We start from the raw sequence: 17,607 nt of genomic DNA on the forward strand, positions 1-17,607 counted from the left end.
CACTGACGAGGGACACGCTCGGGGGTGGCCCCGGCGACGGCAGGTCGGGGTCGTGGAACAAGGCGAGGTCCCCGCATCGCAGCCACCGGCAACGCCTCCCCGTAGTCGGACCGTCACCGAATCTATCCGCCGGGCGGCGGGAACGACAGATCGTGTCGGGTACGCGCCTGCACGCGGTCCACCGAGGGGACCGCGCTCACCGGCTCGGCGGCTCCGGCGGCAGGTGGCGGGCGAGCAGTTGGGCGAGGTGCTCCCCGGACCGGTCGGCGAGCGTGTCGAGCTGGGTGCGGCAGCTGAATCCGTCGGCGAGCACGACGGCATCGGACGCCGCGCCGCGTACCGCGGGCAGCAGGTCGTGCTCCGCGACGGCGACCGACACCTCGTGGTGGCCCCGCTCGACCCCGAAGTTGCCGGCGAGGCCGCAGCAGCCGCCGAGTCGCTGGACCTCGACGCCGGCCCGCTTCAGCAGCGCCGCGTCGGCGTCCCAGCCCATCACCGCGTGATGGTGGCAGTGCGGCTGGGCGACGGCGGTGGCCCCGGACAGGTCCGGCGGCGTCCAGTCGCTGGTGGTCGCCAGCAGTTCGGCCAGCGTACGGGTGGCCGCCGCCACCTGCGCGGCGGCGTCGGCGTCCGGGCCGTCGAGAAGTTCGAGGGCGTCGGAGCGCAGCACCGCCGTACAGGATGGTTCCAGGCCGACCACCGTGGCGCCGGCCCGCACGTACGGGGCCAACGCGGCGACGGTGGCCCGGACCTGCCGGCGGGCGCCGTCGAGCTGGCCGGTGGAGATCCAGGTCAACCCGCAGCAGACCGGCTTCTCGGTCACGCGTACCCGGTAGCCGGCCTGCTCCAGCACCGCCACGGCGGCCCGCCCGACCTCGGGTGAGAAGGCGTCGGTGAAGGTGTCGACGAACAGCACCACGTCTCCGTGGCGTCCCGGCGGGGACGGCCGGTCGCGCCGGGCGAACCAGCGGCGGAAGGTCGTGGTGGCGAAGGTCGGCAGCGTACGCCGGGCGTCAACGCCGGCGGACCAGGTGATGAGCGGGTGCAGCACGGTCGAACGCATCATCGCGTTGACCACGCGGGTCACCGCCGGCACCCAACCGGCCAGTCGCGCCCAGCGCGGCAGCCAGCCGAGGACGTAGTGCGACCGGGGACGCAGCCGCCGGCGGTAGCGCTGGTGCAGCGCCTCGGCCTTGTAGGCGGCCATGTCCACCCCGGTGGGGCAGTCGGCGGAGCAGCCCTTGCAGGACAGGCAGAGGTCCAGCGCGTCGTGCAGCGCGGCGGAGCGCCAGCCGTCCGGGCCGAGCCGTCCGGAGACCACGTCCTGCAGCACCCGGGCCCGGCCCCGGGTGGAGTCCTTCTCGTCCCGGGTGGCCAGGAACGACGGGCACATCACGCCGCCGGACCCGGTGTTGTCGGCGCGGCACTTGCCGACGCCGGTGCAGCGGTGCACGGCCATCGACAGGTCGCCCCGGTCGTGCCGGTAGGCGAGCCCGAGGCCGGGCAGCTCGGTGCGGCGCAGCGGCGGCGCGGCGGCGACCCGCACGTCGGCGTCCAGCGGCGCCGGCCGGACGATGACGCCCGGGTTGAGCACGTCGTGCGGGTCGAAGACCGCCTTGACCCGCTCGAACAGCGTGATCGCGTCGGGCGAGTACATCAGCGGCAGCAGTTCGCCGCGGGCCCGCCCGTCCCCGTGCTCACCGGACATCGACCCGCCGTGGCGGGCGGCCAGCTCGCCGGCCGCGTAGAGGAAGTCCTTGAAGACCTTCGTGCCGTCGGGGGCGTCCAGGGGGAAGTCGATGCGGATGTGCACACAGCCGTCGCCGAAGTGCCCGTACGGCAGCCCGGTCAGCCGGTAGTCGGTCATCAGCGCCTCGAACTCGCGCAGGTACGCGCCGAGCTTCTCGGGCGGTACGGCGGCGTCCTCCCACCCGGCGTGGGCGGGCGCGCCGGCGGGCGTACGGCCGGACAGCCCGGCCCCGTCCTCCCGGATGCGCCAGAGGGCCGCCGCGTGGGTCGGGTCGGTGACCACCATCGCGTCGAGCGCGCCGGCCCCGGCGGCCAGGCGCCGCGCCGCGTCCAGCACCGCGGACCGCTCGTCACCCGCCAACTCCACCAGCAGCCAGCCGTCGCCACGGGGCAGGTCGGGCACCACGGCGGCACCCCGACGCGCGCGGACGACGTCCACGATCCGCCCGTCCAGGCCCTCACAGGCGATCGGCGCGTACGGCAGGATGGCCGGCACCGCGTCCGCGGCCTCCGCCATGGACGGGTAACCGAGCGCCACCAGGACGCGGACGGGGGCGTCTTGGACCAGGCGGACCCGGGCCGCGAGGGTGAGGGCCAGGGTGCCCTCGGAGCCGACGAGCGCGCGGGCCACGTCGAAGCCGTGCTCGGGCAGCAGATGCTCGAGGGAGTATCCGGAGACCTGGCGGCCGAACCGGCCGAGCTCGGTCCGGATGGTGGCCAGGTTTCCCCGGACCAACTGCCGCAGGTCGGTCAGCAGCGGCGAGTCCTCGGTGGCCCCGTCGATCGCGCCGAGGCGCAGGCGCTCGCCGGTGCCGGCCACCACGTCGAGGCCGAGAACGTTGTCGCTGGTGCGGCCGTACCCCAGGGCCCGGGACCCGCAGGCGTTGTTGCCGATCATCCCGCCCAGGGTGGCCCGGTTGTGGGTCGACGGGTCGGGGCCGAACCGCAGGCCGTACGGCGCCGCCGCCCGTTGCAGGCTCGACTGCACGACACCCGGTTCGACCAGCGCGGTCCGCGTCTCCGGGTCGATCTCCAGCACCCGGTCGAGGTGCCGGCTGGTGTCCACCACGATGCCGGGTCCGACCGCGTTGCCGGCGATCGAGGTGCCGGCGCCGCGCATCGTCACCGCGACCTGGTGCTCCGTGGCGACGGCCAGCACGGCGAGCACCTCGTCGACGTGCCGGGGCAGGACGACCACCTGCGGCGAGATCCGGTACAGCGACGCGTCGGAGGAGTAGAGCGAACGGCGCAGGGGCGAGTCGTCGACCTCGGCGACGCCGGCGCGGTGCAGCGCGCCGACCAGGTCGCGGGTGGCCGCCGGCGCGTCGATCGAACCCGTACCCATCACTACCCCCGTTCGGTTACTGCGGACAGCGCCCGCTCCACCACGTGCTCGGCGATGGCCAGCGAGGACGTCGCCGCGGGCGAGGGGGCGTTGCGTACGGCGACGATCCGCCCCATGATCTCGATGCGGAAGTCGTCGACCAGGTCACCGCGCCGGTCCACGGCCTGGGCGCGGACACCGGCCGGGGCGCGGACCAGGTCGGCGGCGGTCAGCTCGGGCACGTAGTGCCGCGCGGCGGCGACGAACCGGCCCTTGAGCACCGACCCGAGCATCTCCTGCACCCCGGTGCGCCAGTGCCGGGCGGCCAGCCGCGCGAACCCCGGGTAGCCCAGCGTCGGGAGCAGGTCGCCGAGGCGGACGTCCCGGCGACGGTAGCCCTCGCGGGCCAGGGCGAGCACGGCGTTGGGGCCGACGTCGACGGTGCCGTCGACCCGGCGGGTGAGGTGGACGCCGAGGAACGGGTACCGCGGGTCGGGTACCGGGTAGATCAGCCCCCGCACCAGCGACGACCGTTCCGGCCGCAGCCGGTAGTACTCGCCGCGGAACGGCAGGATCCGCGGCGCGGAGTCCCCGCCGGCCAGCGCGGCCAGCCGGTCGACGTGCAGCCCGGCGCAGAGGATGACCTGCTCGGCCACCACGCTCTGCCCGGTCGTCGCGAGCACCACCTGCTCGCCGCGCCGGGTGAATCCGGTGACGGCGGTGTCCAGCCGGACCTCGCCGCCGAGCCGGGCCACGTCGGCGGCGAGGGAGCGGGCGACCTGACCGAAGTCGACCACGGCGGTGTGCGGCGAGAGCAGGGCGGCCCGGCCCCGCGCGTGCGGCTCCCGCTCCCGCAGACCGTCCGGGCCCAGCAGCCGTACGCCGGGCACGCCGTTGGCCTGCGCCCGCGCGAACAGGTCTACGAGCCGGGCCTTCTCCGTCGCGTCCCGCGCGACGATGACCTTGCCCAGCTCCTGGTAGGCGATGTCGTGCTCGGCGGTGTACTCGCGCAGCAGCGCGACCCCGCGCCGGCACAGCGTCGCCTTCAGCGACCCCGGCTGGTAGTAGACGCCGGCGTGCACGACGCCGCTGTTGTGGCCGGTCTGGTGCAGGCCGACCTGGTGTTCCTTCTCGAGCACGACGACGGAACTACCGGGGCGACGGATCAGCAGTTCCCGGGCGACCGCCAACCCGACGATGCCCGCCCCGACGACGACGTGGGTCATGACACCGCCTCCTGGTCCGTCGCCGGCAGGTGCAACCGCCCGTCCCGGCGCACCGGCAGGCCCGGGTCGTCCCCGCCGACCGCGTCGCGCAGCTCGGCGGGCAGCAGCGCAGCCGGCCAGTTCTGCAGCGCCGACGGGCGCAGCCAGCGCCGGATCGCGGTGGCGCCCACGCTGGTGGTGCCGGAGGCGGTGGAGGCGGGGTAGCCGCCGCCGTGATGGGTCGCCCAGCCCACCCGCAGCCCGCTGGTCGGCTGGTTCCACACCACCCGCCCGGCCCGGTCGACCAGCGCGGGCAGCACGTCGCGGGCGTCGGGCAGGTCGTCGTCGGTGGCGTACACCCCGGCCACCAGGGAGGACGGCAGCGCGGCCAGGGCGGTACGCAGCTCCGCCACGGACCGGTAGCGCACCAGGACCGCGTACGGGCCGAAGCACTCCTGCAGCAGGTCCGCGTTGGCCTCGGCGAGCAGGCCCGCCACGGTGGTGGCGAGCAGCACCGGGGGCACCGGAACGCGCTCACCGTCGCCGGCCGCGACGCCGTCGCCGCAGCCGACCTCGACACCGTCCAGCGCCGCCCGCTTCGCGGTGCCGGCCAGGTACGCGGCGGTGATCGACGCGTTGAGCAGCACCGGGTGCGGGGCCGTCGCCATCCGCTGGCGCAGCCGCTCGGCGAGCTGGTCCGCGTCGTCGGGCAGGAAGATCAGGCCGGCCTTGGTGCAGACCTGACCGCCACGGGTGAGCATCGAGGTGACGAGCGGCTCGATCACCGCTTCCGGGGTCCGGGCAGCATGCGGCAGCACGACAGCCGGGTTGACGCTGCCCAGCTCGCCGTAGAACGGGATCGGCTCGGGGCGCGCGGCGCACAGGTCGAACAGGGCCCGTCCGCCGCCGACCGATCCGGTGAACCCGACGGCCGTGACGGCCGGATGCGTGACGAGCTGCCCGCCGGCCTCGAACCCGCTGACCATGCCGATCACGTCCGGGCTGAACCCGGCCGCCACGGCCGCCGTACGCAGGGCGGTCAGCACGGCCCGGCAGGTACGCGGGTGCGAGGGGTGCTCCTTGGCCACGACGGGACACCCGGCGGCGAGCGCCGAGGCGGTGTCCCCGCCAGCGACGCCGTACGCGAAGGGAAAGTTGCTGGCGCCGAAGACCCCGACCGGCCCCAGCGGCCGCAACCAGCGCAGCACGTCGCCGGCCGGGGCGGTGTCGACGGTCGTCTCCAGGTACGAGCCCTCCCGCACCACGTCGGCGAACATCCGCAGCTGGTCGGCGGTGCGGGTCACCTCCGCGTCGAGCACGTCCGGCGCGAGAGCGGTCTCCGCCGCGGCGGTGGCCACCAGTTCGGCGCGGGACCGGTCCAGGTGCGCGGCCATCGTCTCCAGCAGCTGGGCGCGCTGCTCGCGTCCGGCGTCGGCGAACTCGGGCGCCGCCCGGCGGGCGCGCTCGACGACGTCCGCGACCTCGCCGAGCCCGTCATCGTAGGTTCGCGTCATGACGAAACCCCCATCCTGTCCTCGGGGTGTCGGTCGGCCGGTGCCGTCAGGGCCAGCACCTGCTCCCGGGTGGGCATGGCCGCCTGCGCGCCGGCCGCGGTCACGCTGATCGCCGCCGCCCGCACGGCGAACGCGGCGGCGTCGACCAGCGGGCGCCCGTCGGCGAGGGCGTCGGCGAGGGCGCCGCAGAAGCAGTCCCCCGCGCCGGTGGTGTCCACGGCGGTGACCGCGGGCGGTGCGAGATGGCGGACGGTGTCGCCGTCGACGACCAGGGCGCCGTCGCCGCCCAGGGTCACCACCACCGCGGCGCAGGGCAGCCTTCGGGCCAGCGTCGCGACCTCGTCCACCGTGGCCGGCAGCTGGGCGCCGCACAGCTGGGCCAGCTCGCCCCGGTTCGGGACCAGCACGTCCACCCGGCGCAGCAGCTCCGGTGGCAGCGGTGCGGCCGGCGCCGGGTTGAGCACGAAGGTGCCGCGGGTGACGGACGCGGCGGCCAGCACGGCGTCGACGGGGATCTCCAGCTGCGCCAGGACCACCTTCGCCTCGGCCAGCTCCGCGTGCGCCCGGCGGACCAGGTCGCCGTCGACGGCCGCGTTGGCGCCGGGCGAGACGACGATCGAGTTCTCGCCGGACCGGTCGACGAAGACCACCGCCTGGCCGGCGGGGCCGTCCACGGTGGCCAGCCGGTCGACGTTCACCCCCTCGGCGGCGAGCTGTCGGGCAAGGTCGGCGCTGGCCCGGTCGGAGCCGACGGCGCCGACCAGGGCGACGGATCGGCCGAGCCGGGCTAGAGCCACCGCCTGGTTGGCGCCCTTGCCACCGCTGAGCCACGCGGGCGATCCGCCGTGGATCGTCTCCCCGGGCCGGGGCAGCATGTCGACCTCGATGCGCAGGTCGGCGTTGACGCTGCCGACCACGACGACGTCCGGGGTGCTCCCGGTCATGCCGCCACCTCCGTCCGGTGCCCGCGCAGCCGGTCGTGCGTGCCGTCCATGAGCACCGGCCGGCCGGGCAGCAGGGCCTTGGGCAGCGAGACGCTGACCGTGTACGCGGGGTTGACCAGGTTGCCGATGCGGGCCGAGCAGCCCTGGGAGACCAACTGGTAGGCGTCGTGCGTCGCCAGGTCGCAGCTCAGGCTGACCCAACGGACGAGGGTGTGCACGGCGACGCGTACGGCGTCCTCCAGCGGCCGACCGGCGCCGATGGCGATGATCTCGTCGTCGGTCTCCATCCGCGGCCAGTCGACGTCCCGGGCCGCCGGGTGCTCCTCCGCCAGCACCGCGGTCCGCAGTCGGGTGACCATGGCCCCCTCGACGGCGGTGCCGCCGAACTCGCCGTCACCCTGGGCGAAGTGGCCGTCGCCGAGGTAGAGCATCGCCCCGTCCACGTTTGCCCGCAGGTAGAGGGTGGTGCCGGCGGCGAGCGCCGGCACGTCGAGGTTGCCGCCGTAGGCGTCCGGCACGGCGCTGGTGCGTACCTCGCCGTGCGCCGGCGCCACCCCCACGGTCCCGTGGAACGGGCGCAGCGGCACGGCCAGCTCCCGGTCGTCCGCCGTGCGGGTACGCACCGTGCCCGTCGCCGGGTCGACCGACCAGATCCACACGTGTTCCGACGTCTCCGCCTGCAGGTTGGGGCTGAGCCGGGTGCCGGAGAGCGCGCCGAAGTTGGGCGACAGGGTGGAGACGCCCCAGTCCCGGGCCGGGGTGAGCTCGACCAGGTGGACCGCGACCACGTCGCCGCGCCGGACGCCCCGCAGCTCGATCGGCCCGGTGAGCGGGTTCACCCGCGGGAACGGCGCGACCTCGCGGGGGCGGCCGGTGACCGAGGTCAGGCGCCCCGAGAAACAGTCCTCGGTGAACACCTCGAGCTCCGCGCCGACCTCGGCGGTGGCGATGGGGGGCAGCCCGCCGACGGTGAAGGCGAACTGCTCCGGCGCCGGGTGGATACGGGTCACGAACGGCTCCTCGGGTCGTACAGCGATGTCACCACGTCGACGAAGCGGTCCAGGTCGTCGCGGTGGATGCTGTGCCCGGCGTGCGGCACAACGACCACCGAGTCGGCGTCGACCGCCGCGCGCAACGCCGCGACGTCCGCCGCCGGGACGAACCGGCTCTCGCCGGGCAGCACCCAGCGGGTCGGCACGGTGGCGGCGACCCGGGCGGCGGCGTCGCGCAGGTCCCAGGGGGCGTTGCCGGCGAACGCCGCGCGGGCCCCGTCCCAGTCGACCTGTTCGAGGCTGAGCAGCTTGCCGGCGGCGTCCAGCCGGGTCCAGTGCGGGTTCAGCGCCATGGTCCCCTCGATGTCGCGGGGCAGGTGCGCCCGGTCGTACGCCAGCATCGCCGTGGGCACCTCCTGGTCCGGCTGGTGCGAGACCGGGTCCTCGAGGATCAGCGCCCCCGGCCGGAACACGCCGCGCAGCACGGCCTCCTGGGCGAGGTAGCCGCCGAACGAGTGCCCGATGAGCACGTCCGGCTCTGCCGGTACGACGGCGGCGAGGTCCGCCAGCAGCGTGGCGGTGTCGTACCCGTCGGCCGTCTTCGGGCTCTCGCCGTGCCCCCGCAGCTCGGGGGCCAGCACCCGGAAGCCCAGTTCGGCCAGGCGCGGCCCGAGCCGGGTCCAGGAGCTGGAGTTGGCGGTGATGCCGTGCAGGCACACGCAGACCGGCCCGCCCGCCGCGCCCCAGCTGGCGACGTTGAGCGGGACGGCGCTGGTCATCGTTCTTCCCCGGCGGTCCAGGACACCATCTGCTGCCAGAGCGGGGCGTAGCCGTCCCAGTCGGTGAAGGCCGGCGGCGCCCAGTGGGGGCCGCAGTCGGAGGTGAAGGCCAGGCCGCGTCCCCGGCCGTAGTCCCAGGTCACCACCAGCGGGTCGGCGTCGACGGCGACGACCACGTCGGCCTCCGGCCGGGGCTGCACCACGTTGTAGCCGAGCAGGTCCGGCCAGGGGCCGGTGACGCCGCGGATCGCCGGGTGCTCCGGGAGCTTCACTGCCGGGGTGACGCCGGCGGGCCGCTCGGAGCGGTCGTCGTACGGGTGCATGGTCACCGGCAGGGCGTCCTCGATGGCGGTGCCGGCGTAGCGGGCCTTGCCGTCGATGCCCTGGAAGGTGAGGTAGCCACCGACCATGATGACCCCTCCCCCAGCCTGGACCCAGTCGCGCAGCACGGCGAGGCGGTCCGGACGCGGCACCGACTTCGTGAAGGTCTCCGGGTGCAGCAGGAAGTTGTTGGCGCCCACGTCGCTGATGATCACGCAGTCGTAGGCGTTCAGCTCCTCCACCGTGCTCGGGAAGTCGGTGGCCGCCACGTGCGCCGGCTGGTAGGTGACCTGCCAGCCGCCGTCCTCCAGGGCCTGGCGCAGCCAGCGCACCCCCTCCGCGTACTCGGTGGTGGTGAAGCTGTCGAAGCCCTTCTGGTGGATGCTGTGGACGGTCCAGGACTCACCGGCGATGAGGACCGATTTGCGGGTCACGGTATGGGTTCCTTTCGCAAGCCGCGGTTCGCGGAAATTGGTGCGGTATGAGGTCAGGCGGCGAGCTGGCGGAGGCTGTCGACCAGCGCGTCCTGCACGGCGGCGGCGTCCAGGCGCAGCACGACGTCGACGTTGGGCGGTTCGGGGCTGCGCCCGCCGAGGTCGAGGACGGTGCGCCCGTACGTGTGCCGGCCGGCCAGCTCGACGTCGGCGCGGACCCGCGTCAGCTCACCGAGCCCGGGGTCGGCCGCGTACAGGACGGCGCACGGGTCGTTGAGCGGCACCGGGGTCGGCCCGAGGATGTTGCTGCGGTGGGTGCTGCGCAACGACTGCATCAGCTCCACCGCCAGGGCGGCGGCGGGGCCGGGCAGCTGCGCCACCCGGGCGACGAGATCCTCGTCGACGGGTACGCCGCCGCTGGCCTCGGTGGGCAGCACGGTGACCGGCACCGGGGCCGAGTAGACGACCGCCGCCGCCTCCGGGTCGCACCACACGTTGAACTCCGCGGCGGCGGTCTTGCCGCCGAGACCCCAGGCGCCGCTGAGGGTGATGATCCGGGACAGGTCGTCGGCGACGGCCGGGTGCTTGCGCAGCGCCGTGGCGACGTTGGTCAGCGGTCCGGTGGCGACCAGTACGGCGCCGGGCCGGGCCCGCACCGTGTCGATGATCAGGTCGACGGAGTGGCGCGGGTCGAGCGCGACGGCCGGCAGATCCTCCCGGACCCGGTCCAGCCCCTGCTCCAGGTCGAGGATCCCGGCGAGCACCTGGTCGCGGACCAGCGGCAGCTCGCTGCCGCGGCTGACCGGGACGGCGGAACCGGCGGCGGCCAGGGCGATCGCCGCGTTGCGAGCGGTGCCCTCCGCCACCAGGTGACCGGCCACGGTGGTGACCGCCAGCAGGTCGAGCCCGGGGTGACCGACGGCCGCGAGGACGGCCAGGGCGTCGTCGTTGCCGGGGTCGCAGTCGTAGACGATGGGGGTGCTCACGCGGTTGCCTTCACTTTCTTGCGGATGCGGACGCGACGCAGCACGCCCGCCTTGGACAGGCTCAGCGCGACGATCGCGGCGAGGTAGGGCAGCGCCAGGACCAGTTGATTGGGAATGGCACCGCTCTGCAGCCGGTCGCCGGCCGCCCCGGCGACGCCGAACAGCGCCGACGCGGCGACCGCGCCGCCTGGGGTGGCCCCGCCGAACAGCATGGCCGCCAGCCCGAGGAAGCCGCGCCCGCTGGTCATGTCGGGCAGGAAGAAGTGCAGGGTGGCCATGGAGAGCTGCGCGCCGGCGAGACCGCCGAGCACACCGCTGAACAGCACCGCGACCAGGCGTACCCGGGGCACGTTGATGCCGGCGGCGCGGGCCGCGGCCTCGTCCTCGCCGGCCGCGCGCAGGGCGTAGCCGAGCGGCGTGCGGTAGAGGATGATCGACGAGACCGGCACGAGCAGGATCGCCAGGAAGACGATGATGCTCTGGCCGTTGAGCGCCGGCCCGATCAGCGGGATCGCCTTCAGCCAGCCGGCCTCGACCCGCCACAGGTCGGGGAAGCTGTCCGGCCGCAGGCCGCCGGGGTTGTGGTAGACCCGCTCGAGCAGGAACACCGTCACGCCCGCCGCCAGCAGGTTGATGCCGAGACCGGCGACCAGCGGGTCGGCGTGCAGGATCAGCGTCACCACGCCGAACACCAGGGCCATCAGCAGGCCGGCGAGCAGGGCCGCGAGCAGGGCGGCGGCGACGCTGCCGGTGGCCTGCCCGACCGCGATCGCCACGAAGGCGGCGGTCAGCATCATGCCCTCGACGGCGACGTTGAGGATGTTGGCCTGCTGGGTGAACATCGCCGCCAGCGCCGCCAGCAGCACCGGGGTGGTCGACAGCAGCGCGGCGTACAGGAACTGGTTCATGCCCCGGCCTCCTTCTGCACCCGGGCGCGGTGCCGACGACGGAACTCGACGGTCATCAGGACGACGAGCAGACCCGTCAGCAGGCTGACCAGCGAGCGGGGCACGTCCGTGGTGATCTGCATGTAGGCGGCGCCGTTGAGCATGGCCGCGTAGAAGAGGCTGGTCAGCAGCACCGCCACCGGGTGCAGCCGGGCCAGCAGGGCCACGGTCAGCGCGATGAGTCCGAAGCCCGGGGAGAAGTTCTGCTCGAAGCGGTGCCCGGTGCCCAGGACGTAGATCGCGCCGGCCAGCCCGGCGAGGCCGCCGGAGACCAGCATCGCGCGGATGATCTGGCTCTTGGCACGTACGCCGATGGCCTCGGCGAAGCGCAGGTTGCTGCCGGAGGCACGCAGCTCGGCGCCCCACGGGGTACGGAACAGCACCAGCCAGGCCACCGGCACCATCAGCAGCGCGATCAGGAAGCCGATGTTGGCGGTCGGCAGGCCGGGGATCTGCGACAGGAAGGACTGCGTCGGCAGCGGCTTGCTGGTGGCGCCGTACGCGGTCGGATCCCGCAGCGGCTTGCTGACCAGGTAGCTGGTGAGCAGCATGGCGAGGAAGTTGAGCATCAGCGTGGTGACGACCTCGTCCACGTTGAGCCGGACCTTCAGCTGCCCGGGGATCCAGGCCAGCGCGGCCCCGGCCGCCGCGCCGGCGGCCATGGAGATCAGGATCAGCGGCACGGCCGGCATCGTGGGTAGCGACAGGGCCACCGCGGCGGCGCTGATCGCGCCGACGTACAGCTGTCCTTCCGCGCCGACATTGAAGATGCCGGCCCGGAACGAGAAGACGATCCCGATGGCGATCAGCAGCAGTGGCGCGGTCCGCATCAGCAGGTTGCCGAAGTTCGCGGGGCTGGCGAAGTTCGCCAGGAGGAGCTGCTGGTAGGCGAGGACCGGGTTGTCGGAGACCACGACCACGAGCAGGAAGCCGGCGACCAGGGTGAGGACCACCGCGATCAGCGGGCGACGCGACGCGGACCAGGTCTCGCGTACCCGCCGGCGCAGGGCGGCGCCACGGGTCTCCTGGTACGCGTCGGCCGCGACCGGCGCCGTCAGGTCAGTTGTCGTGCTCATGCCGCCACCTCCGCTCGTCCGCCACTCATCAACAGGCCCAGCCGGGTCTCCGTCGCGTCGGCGGCGTCCAGCACGTCGACGATGCGCCCGCGCAGCATCACGCCGATCCGGTCGGAGAGCGCGAGCACCTCGGAGAGCTCCGACGAGATCAGCAGGACCGCGCAGCCGCGCTCGGCGGCGGCGAGGATCTGCCGGTGAACGAATTCGCTCGCCCCGATGTCCACCCCGCGGGTGGGCTGGGAGACGACGAGGACCTGTGGTTCCCGGGCGAGTTCGCGGGCGAGGACCACCTTTTGCATGTTGCCGCCGGAGAGCGTCCCGACCGGGGTCTCCGGCGCGGCGCCGCGGATGTCGTAGCGCCGGATCTGCTCGGCGGCGAAGCGGCGCAGCGCCGCCTGGGAGATCAGACCGCGGCGGACCAGCTTGCTGCGGCCGTAGTTCGACGCGGCGAGGTTCTCCGCCACCGACATGGTCGGGCTCAGGCCCCGGTCCAGCCGGTCCTCGGGGATGAACGCCATGCCGGCGCCGCGACGCCGGCCCGCCGACCAGCCGGTGACGTCCGTGCCGGCGAGGGTGACCCGGCCGGAGGTTACGGCGCGCAGGCCGATCAGCGCCTCGGCCAGTTCGGTCTGCCCGTTGCCCTCCACGCCGGCGATGCCGAGCACCTCACCGGGCCGGATGCCGAAGGTGATGTCCTCCAGCACCGCCCGCCCGGTCGCGTTGACGCTGGTCAGGCCCGTTACCGTCAGGTGGTCGTCGCCCCGGTCGGTGTGGGGCGGCACCTGCTTGCGGTCGGCGAGGAAGACGGCGCGGCCCACCATGAGGTCGGCGATCTCCGACTCGGAGAGCCCCTCGTTGTCGCGGGTGCCGACGCTGCGGCCGTGCCGGATCACGCTGACCCGGTCGGCCACCGCCTTGACCTCGCGCAGCTTGTGGGTGATGAACAGGACGGTGCGGCCCCGGTCGCGCAGCACCTCGATGACCTTCATCAGGTCGTCGACCTCGGCGGGGGTGAGCACCGCCGTCGGCTCGTCCAGGATGAGGATCTCGGCGTCGAAGGCGAGCGCCTTGATGATCTCCACGCGCTGGCGCTGCCCCACGGTCAGGTCTCGGACGCGCTGGTCGGGGCGCAGCTCGAAGCCGTACCGGTTGATCAGGTCCGCGGCCGCCTGCCGCATCGCCGCGCGGTCGGCGACGAGGCCGCCCCAGCGGCGGGGCTGCCGGCCGAGGAAGATGTTCTCGGCCACGGTCATCGAGGGCACCAGGGTGAAGTGCTGGTGCACCATGCCGATGCCGAGGCGGGCCGCCGCCGCTGGGCCCGCGATGTCCACCGCTTGGCCCCGGACGCTGATCGTCCCGGTGTCCGGCTGGTGGATGCCGGCCAGGATGTTCATCAGCGTCGACTTGCCCGCGCCGTTCTCGCCGCAGATCGCGTGGACCTCTCCGGCTGCGACGGCCAGGTCGATGGACTCGATGGCCACCTTGCTACCGAACGTCTTGCGGATCCCCTGCAGATGCAGGATCGGGTGACCCGCGGTGGAGGCGTCCATATGGCTTCCTTCGCTTGGCACGATCTGGCCGTGGCCGCGACGGGCGTGCCCGTCGCGGCCACCGGCGTGATTACTTCAGTACGGAGTCGACCTTGACGTCGCCGCTGACCACCTGCTGCTTGGCGGCGTCGATCTTCTGCTTCACCTCGTCGGGCACGAGCGCGTCGTTGTAGACCAGCGCCACACCGTCGTTGTCCAGGCCGTACACGACCGTCTGGCCGAACGTGATCTCGTTGTTCTCGTACTTCTTGACCGAGTCGTAGACCGAGTTGCCGATCTGCTTGAGCATCGAGGCGAGCACGTTCTTGGGGTGCAGGCCGTTCTGGTCGGAGTCCACGCCGATCGCGTAGTGGTTGGTGTCGGCGGCGGCCTTCAGGATGCCGAGACCGGCGGGGCCGGACACGTTGTAGACGACGTCCGCGCCGGAGTTGAACAGCGTGGTGGTCAGGTCGTACGCCTTCTGCGCGTCGTTGAAGTTGCCGACGAACGAGATGTTGACGGCGATGCCGGGGTCCACCGAGGCCACGCCCTGCTTGAAGCCGACGATGAACTCCTGGATGCCGGGCAGGTCCTGGCCCGCGACGATGCCCACCTTCTTGTTGCCCTTGGACAGCGGGAACGTCTTCGGGTCCAGCGAGGCGTTGGCGGCCAGGACGCCGGCCAGGTAGGAGCCCTCGTTCTGGGCGTACCGGACGGACAGGACGTTCGGCGCCTGGAGCTCGTCGTCGAAGAAGACGTACTTCTGGTCGGGGTGCTGGGGGGCGACCGCGGCGAGGTTGTCGTGCATGCCGGGGCCGGTGAAGATCAGGTCGTACTGGCCGGAGTTGGAGACGGCCTCGAGGTTCTGCCGCCACAGCTGCGGGTCGCTCGGCGACGCCTGCAGCAGCTTCGTGCCGGCACCCTCAGCCTTGGCCCGGTCGAAGCCGGCCTTGGCGGAGTCGTTGAAGCCCTTGTCGCCGAGGTTGTCGGACATCACGTAGACGACGTTGGTGCCGTCGCCCTTGCTGGCGGCCGTGTCGCCGGACGAGCAGGCCGAGATCGTGAGGGCGGTCGCGGCCACGGCCGCCAGAGCCACCAGCGAGCGCCGGCGGACATGGAGGTTCTTCATCTTGACGCCTTTCCTTCAGGAGCGGTGGTGCGGGGTGGTGCGAACGGTGTGGATCACGCGGATTCCCGGACGACGAGTTCGGCCTGGAGGGTCAGGACGACGTCCGAGCTGTCGCCGAGTCCGGCGGCGGCGAGCGCCAGGCGGGCCGCCTGGCCGCCCAGTTCGGCGGAGGGCTGCCGGAGGGTGGTCAGGCTCGGGTTCACGTGCTGCGCGACGTCGAGGTCGTCGAAGCCCAGCACGGCCACGTCGTCGGGCACCCTCAGCCCGGCGTCGCGCGCCGCGGCCAGCAGGCCGACGGCACAGAGGTCGTTGGCGGCGAGCACGGCGGTCGGCGGCTCGGCCCCGGCGAAGAGCCGCGCGGCGGCGTGCCGGCCGCCGGCGATGGTGAAGTCACCCTCCACCACCTGGGCGGGCAGCCCGACCTCGTCCATGACCGTCTGGTAACCGGCGACCCGCTCGCGGGCGGAGGACGCCGACATCGGGCCGCTGACGCACGCGACGCGGCGGTGCCCTCGGGTGAGCAGGTGCCGGGTGCCGGCCGCCGCGGCCTGCGCGTGGTCCACCCGGACGCAGCGCAGGTCGGTCTCCGGCAGGGACCGGTCGATGAGCACCACGGCGGTGTGCCGCGCGATCGACAGCACCTGCTCCGCCACGGTGTCGGTGCTCGGGGTGAACAGGATGCACGGCGTGTCGAGATCGCTCATGGCCTGGAGGTACGCGACCTCGGTCTCGACGTCGCCGCCGGTGCTGCAGACCACGATGTGCAGGCCCGAGGCGCGGGCGATCTCCTCCGCCCCGCGGGCGACCCGGGCGAAGAACGGGTTGCTGATGTCCGGCACCACGAGCGGCACGAGGGGGGACGCGCCGCCGCTCAGTGCCTGGGCGATCCGGCTCGGCCGGTAGTCGAGGCTGGCGGCTGCCTCCAGCACCCGAGTGCGGGTCTCGCCCCGGAACGCCTTCGGATCGCGAAGGATGCGCGACACCGTGGAGCGGTGCACACCCGCCGCTCTCGCGACGTCGCCGATGGTAACCATCTTTCCCTGCACCTCCTTGTGCACCAGGATACGCAACCGGTTGCGCAACCGGTTGCGTCGAACCATACGTCCTACGACTTCGTGACTGTCAAGACACGAAATGAAAACGGCTCGGGAAACTGCGGCCGAAAGGTGAGGTCTGCGCAGCATGCCAGGATTGATCCAGTTCGTCCTGCTTGAGCCGATGGAGAGGCGACACGGCGTCGCCTCGGACATCCCGGACAACGATGACGCTTATCGGCGATATGCCTCTCGGGCATTAAAATGACTCAGAGTCATATCACTCTCTGGTGATGTGCCTCAGCGTGCTGGGTTCCATGACCTGGCGTCGGTCGCCGGGTATTGACAACCTTGAACGACAGTCTTGAAGATCGAACCCATGACGCTGCAGCCCTGGTTCCCGGACGCCAAGCTCGGCATCTTCGTGCACTGGGGCATCTACGCGGTCAACGGGATCACCGAGTCGTGGTCGATGTTCAACGGCGAGATCTCACCGGAGGACTACCTGCGGCAGCTCGACGGCTTCACCGCGGCGCGGTTCGACCCGGACGCGTGGGCAGAGCTGTTCCACCGGGCGGGTGCCCGCTACGCCGTACTCACCACCAAGCACCACGACGGCGTGGCACTGTGGGACACCGACGCCGGCGACCTGTCCGTCGTGCGACGCGCGCCCGCCGGGCGCGACCTGGTCGACGGGTACGTCGCGGCGATGCGCCGCCGGGGCCTGAAGGCCGGGCTCTACTTCTCCCATGCGGACTGGTCCCATCCGGACTACGCCACCGTCCGGGGCCCGATCGCCGACGAGAACAACCCAATGGCGTACGCCCCGGTGGGCGGCGAGGACCCGGCACGCTGGGAGCGATTCCTGGCGTTTCACCGAGCGCAGATCGACGAACTGCTCGACCGGTTCGCACCCGACCTGCTGTGGTTCGACGGGCAGTGGGAACGCGACGAGAGCCAGTGGCGATTCGCCGCGCTCGGCGAGCAGATCCGGGCCCGCTCGCCGCACACCGTCATCAACGGACGGCTGACCGGCTTCGGCGACTACGCCACCCCCGAGCAGGGTCTCCCGATCACCGCGCCCGACGGCCCCTGGGAGCTGTGCCTCACGGTCAACGACTCGTGGGGCTACCGGCCGCAGGACCACAACCACAAGTCGGTGCGGCAGCTCGTCCGGACCTTCGCCGAGGTGATCGGCGCGGGCGGCAACCTGCTGCTCGACGTCGGGCCGAAGCCGGACGGCACCATCACGCCCGAGCAGGCCGACCGGCTGCTCGGCCTGGGCGCCTGGATCGGCCGTAACCGGGACGCCGTCTACGGCACCCGGGCCGGGTTGCCGCCCGGGCACCACTATGGCCCGTCGACGCTCTCGGCCGACCGCAGGGTGGTGTACCTGGTCTGCTTCGACGCGCCGCGCGAGTTCGTGGCGGTGCGGGGTCTGCGCAACCCCGTACGCCGGGTGTCCGTGCTGGGCGCCGGCGCGGAGCTGGCGCATCGGGTGGTCGGCGGCTTCGCCGAGGTGCCCGGTGTGCTCTACATAGACGCGCCCGCAGATCTCGACGAGCACGCCACCGTGCTCGCCGTGGAGCTGGACGGTGAGCTCGACCTCTACCGGGGCGCCGGGCACAACTGAGGCCCAGGCCA

The 17,607-nt window shown here is 73.1% G+C and carries 14 protein-coding genes; 1 reads left to right on the top strand and 13 read right to left on the bottom strand.

All coding sequences use genetic code 11. The features are described from left to right. Positions 1 to 196 precede the first annotated feature (196 nt). The 13 genes from AB0C02_RS18605 to AB0C02_RS18665 all read right to left on the bottom strand — a co-directional run bounded on the left by AB0C02_RS18605 (position 197) and on the right by AB0C02_RS18665 (position 15,963). Complete coding sequence (locus tag AB0C02_RS18605; RefSeq protein WP_357549484.1) at positions 197 to 3,094, bottom strand: FAD-linked oxidase C-terminal domain-containing protein; 2,898 nt, start codon at positions 3,092 to 3,094, stop codon at positions 197 to 199. A gap of 2 nt (positions 3,095 to 3,096) precedes the next feature. Beyond that, the gene (gene lhgO / locus AB0C02_RS18610; protein WP_357549486.1) at positions 3,097 to 4,299 is read right to left on the bottom strand and encodes an L-2-hydroxyglutarate oxidase; all 1,203 of its coding nucleotides are present in this window, start codon (positions 4,297 to 4,299) and stop codon (positions 3,097 to 3,099) included. Then, positions 4,296 to 5,792 carry an aldehyde dehydrogenase family protein gene (locus AB0C02_RS18615; protein WP_357549489.1) on the bottom strand — a complete coding sequence of 499 codons (1,497 nt, stop codon included), beginning with the start codon at positions 5,790 to 5,792 and terminating at the stop codon, positions 4,296 to 4,298. The genes lhgO and AB0C02_RS18615 overlap by 4 nt, the downstream gene beginning before the upstream one ends. After that, a complete protein-coding gene (gene rbsK / locus AB0C02_RS18620; RefSeq protein WP_357549493.1) occupies positions 5,789 to 6,736 on the bottom strand; it encodes a ribokinase in 948 nt (315 codons plus the stop codon). Before rbsK ends, AB0C02_RS18615 begins: the two co-directional genes overlap by 4 nt. Next, a complete protein-coding gene (locus AB0C02_RS18625) occupies positions 6,733 to 7,746 on the bottom strand; it encodes an acetamidase/formamidase family protein (protein ID WP_357549496.1) in 1,014 nt (337 codons plus the stop codon). Before AB0C02_RS18625 ends, rbsK begins: the two co-directional genes overlap by 4 nt. Beyond that, entirely contained in the window at positions 7,743 to 8,507 is a 765-nt protein-coding gene (locus AB0C02_RS18630) for an alpha/beta fold hydrolase (protein WP_357549498.1), read from the bottom strand. Before AB0C02_RS18630 ends, AB0C02_RS18625 begins: the two co-directional genes overlap by 4 nt. Beyond that, positions 8,504 to 9,262 carry a glutamine amidotransferase gene (locus AB0C02_RS18635; protein WP_357549502.1) on the bottom strand — a complete coding sequence of 253 codons (759 nt, stop codon included), beginning with the start codon at positions 9,260 to 9,262 and terminating at the stop codon, positions 8,504 to 8,506. Before AB0C02_RS18635 ends, AB0C02_RS18630 begins: the two co-directional genes overlap by 4 nt. A 53-nt stretch (positions 9,263 to 9,315) precedes the next feature. Next, positions 9,316 to 10,248: a nucleoside hydrolase gene (locus AB0C02_RS18640; protein WP_357549505.1), complete on the bottom strand. Its 933-nt coding sequence runs from the start codon at positions 10,246 to 10,248 to the stop codon at positions 9,316 to 9,318. Continuing rightward, a complete protein-coding gene (locus AB0C02_RS18645) occupies positions 10,245 to 11,156 on the bottom strand; it encodes an ABC transporter permease (protein ID WP_357549509.1) in 912 nt (303 codons plus the stop codon). The genes AB0C02_RS18640 and AB0C02_RS18645 overlap by 4 nt, the downstream gene beginning before the upstream one ends. Then, on the bottom strand, positions 11,153 to 12,271 hold the full coding sequence (locus AB0C02_RS18650) for an ABC transporter permease (RefSeq protein ID WP_357549514.1): 1,119 nt from the start codon (positions 12,269 to 12,271) through the stop codon (positions 11,153 to 11,155). Before AB0C02_RS18650 ends, AB0C02_RS18645 begins: the two co-directional genes overlap by 4 nt. Continuing rightward, positions 12,268 to 13,821, bottom strand: a complete 1,554-nt coding sequence (locus AB0C02_RS18655; protein ID WP_357549518.1) for an ABC transporter ATP-binding protein — start codon at positions 13,819 to 13,821, stop codon at positions 12,268 to 12,270. The genes AB0C02_RS18650 and AB0C02_RS18655 overlap by 4 nt, the downstream gene beginning before the upstream one ends. 70 nt (positions 13,822 to 13,891) lie before the next feature. Continuing rightward, positions 13,892 to 14,929 carry a BMP family ABC transporter substrate-binding protein gene (locus tag AB0C02_RS18660; RefSeq protein ID WP_357549520.1) on the bottom strand — a complete coding sequence of 346 codons (1,038 nt, stop codon included), beginning with the start codon at positions 14,927 to 14,929 and terminating at the stop codon, positions 13,892 to 13,894. A gap of 53 nt (positions 14,930 to 14,982) precedes the next feature. After that, positions 14,983 to 15,963 (bottom strand): LacI family DNA-binding transcriptional regulator, encoded by a 981-nt coding sequence (locus AB0C02_RS18665; protein WP_357549521.1) that lies wholly within the window; start codon positions 15,961 to 15,963, stop codon positions 14,983 to 14,985. A gap of 379 nt (positions 15,964 to 16,342) precedes the next feature. Between AB0C02_RS18665 and AB0C02_RS18670 the strand changes: the two genes are divergently transcribed. After that, positions 16,343 to 17,596 carry an alpha-L-fucosidase gene (locus AB0C02_RS18670; protein ID WP_357549522.1) on the top strand — a complete coding sequence of 418 codons (1,254 nt, stop codon included), beginning with the start codon at positions 16,343 to 16,345 and terminating at the stop codon, positions 17,594 to 17,596. The last annotated feature ends 11 nt before the right edge of the window (positions 17,597 to 17,607 follow it).

The organism is Micromonospora sp. NPDC048999, from assembly GCF_040649295.1.
Taxonomy (GTDB): domain Bacteria; phylum Actinomycetota; class Actinomycetes; order Mycobacteriales; family Micromonosporaceae; genus Micromonospora.

What these genes read in the sequence shown, in the direction of transcription:
- AB0C02_RS18670 (WP_357549522.1), top strand. Translation starts at nt 16,343, where the DNA reads ATGACGCTGCAGCCCTGGTTCCCGGACGCCAAGCTCGGCATCTTCGTG.
- AB0C02_RS18645 (WP_357549509.1), bottom strand. Translation starts at nt 11,156, where the DNA reads ATGAACCAGTTCCTGTACGCCGCGCTGCTGTCGACCACCCCGGTGCTG.
- AB0C02_RS18615 (WP_357549489.1), bottom strand. Translation starts at nt 5,792, where the DNA reads ATGACGCGAACCTACGATGACGGGCTCGGCGAGGTCGCGGACGTCGTC.
- AB0C02_RS18665 (WP_357549521.1), bottom strand. Translation starts at nt 15,963, where the DNA reads ATGGTTACCATCGGCGACGTCGCGAGAGCGGCGGGTGTGCACCGCTCC.
- lhgO (WP_357549486.1), bottom strand. Translation starts at nt 4,299, where the DNA reads ATGACCCACGTCGTCGTCGGGGCGGGCATCGTCGGGTTGGCGGTCGCC.
- AB0C02_RS18650 (WP_357549514.1), bottom strand. Translation starts at nt 12,271, where the DNA reads ATGAGCACGACAACTGACCTGACGGCGCCGGTCGCGGCCGACGCGTAC.
- AB0C02_RS18655 (WP_357549518.1), bottom strand. Translation starts at nt 13,821, where the DNA reads ATGGACGCCTCCACCGCGGGTCACCCGATCCTGCATCTGCAGGGGATC.
- AB0C02_RS18660 (WP_357549520.1), bottom strand. Translation starts at nt 14,929, where the DNA reads ATGAAGAACCTCCATGTCCGCCGGCGCTCGCTGGTGGCTCTGGCGGCC.
- AB0C02_RS18605 (WP_357549484.1), bottom strand. Translation starts at nt 3,094, where the DNA reads ATGGGTACGGGTTCGATCGACGCGCCGGCGGCCACCCGCGACCTGGTC.
- AB0C02_RS18630 (WP_357549498.1), bottom strand. Translation starts at nt 8,507, where the DNA reads ATGACCAGCGCCGTCCCGCTCAACGTCGCCAGCTGGGGCGCGGCGGGC.
- rbsK (WP_357549493.1), bottom strand. Translation starts at nt 6,736, where the DNA reads ATGACCGGGAGCACCCCGGACGTCGTCGTGGTCGGCAGCGTCAACGCC.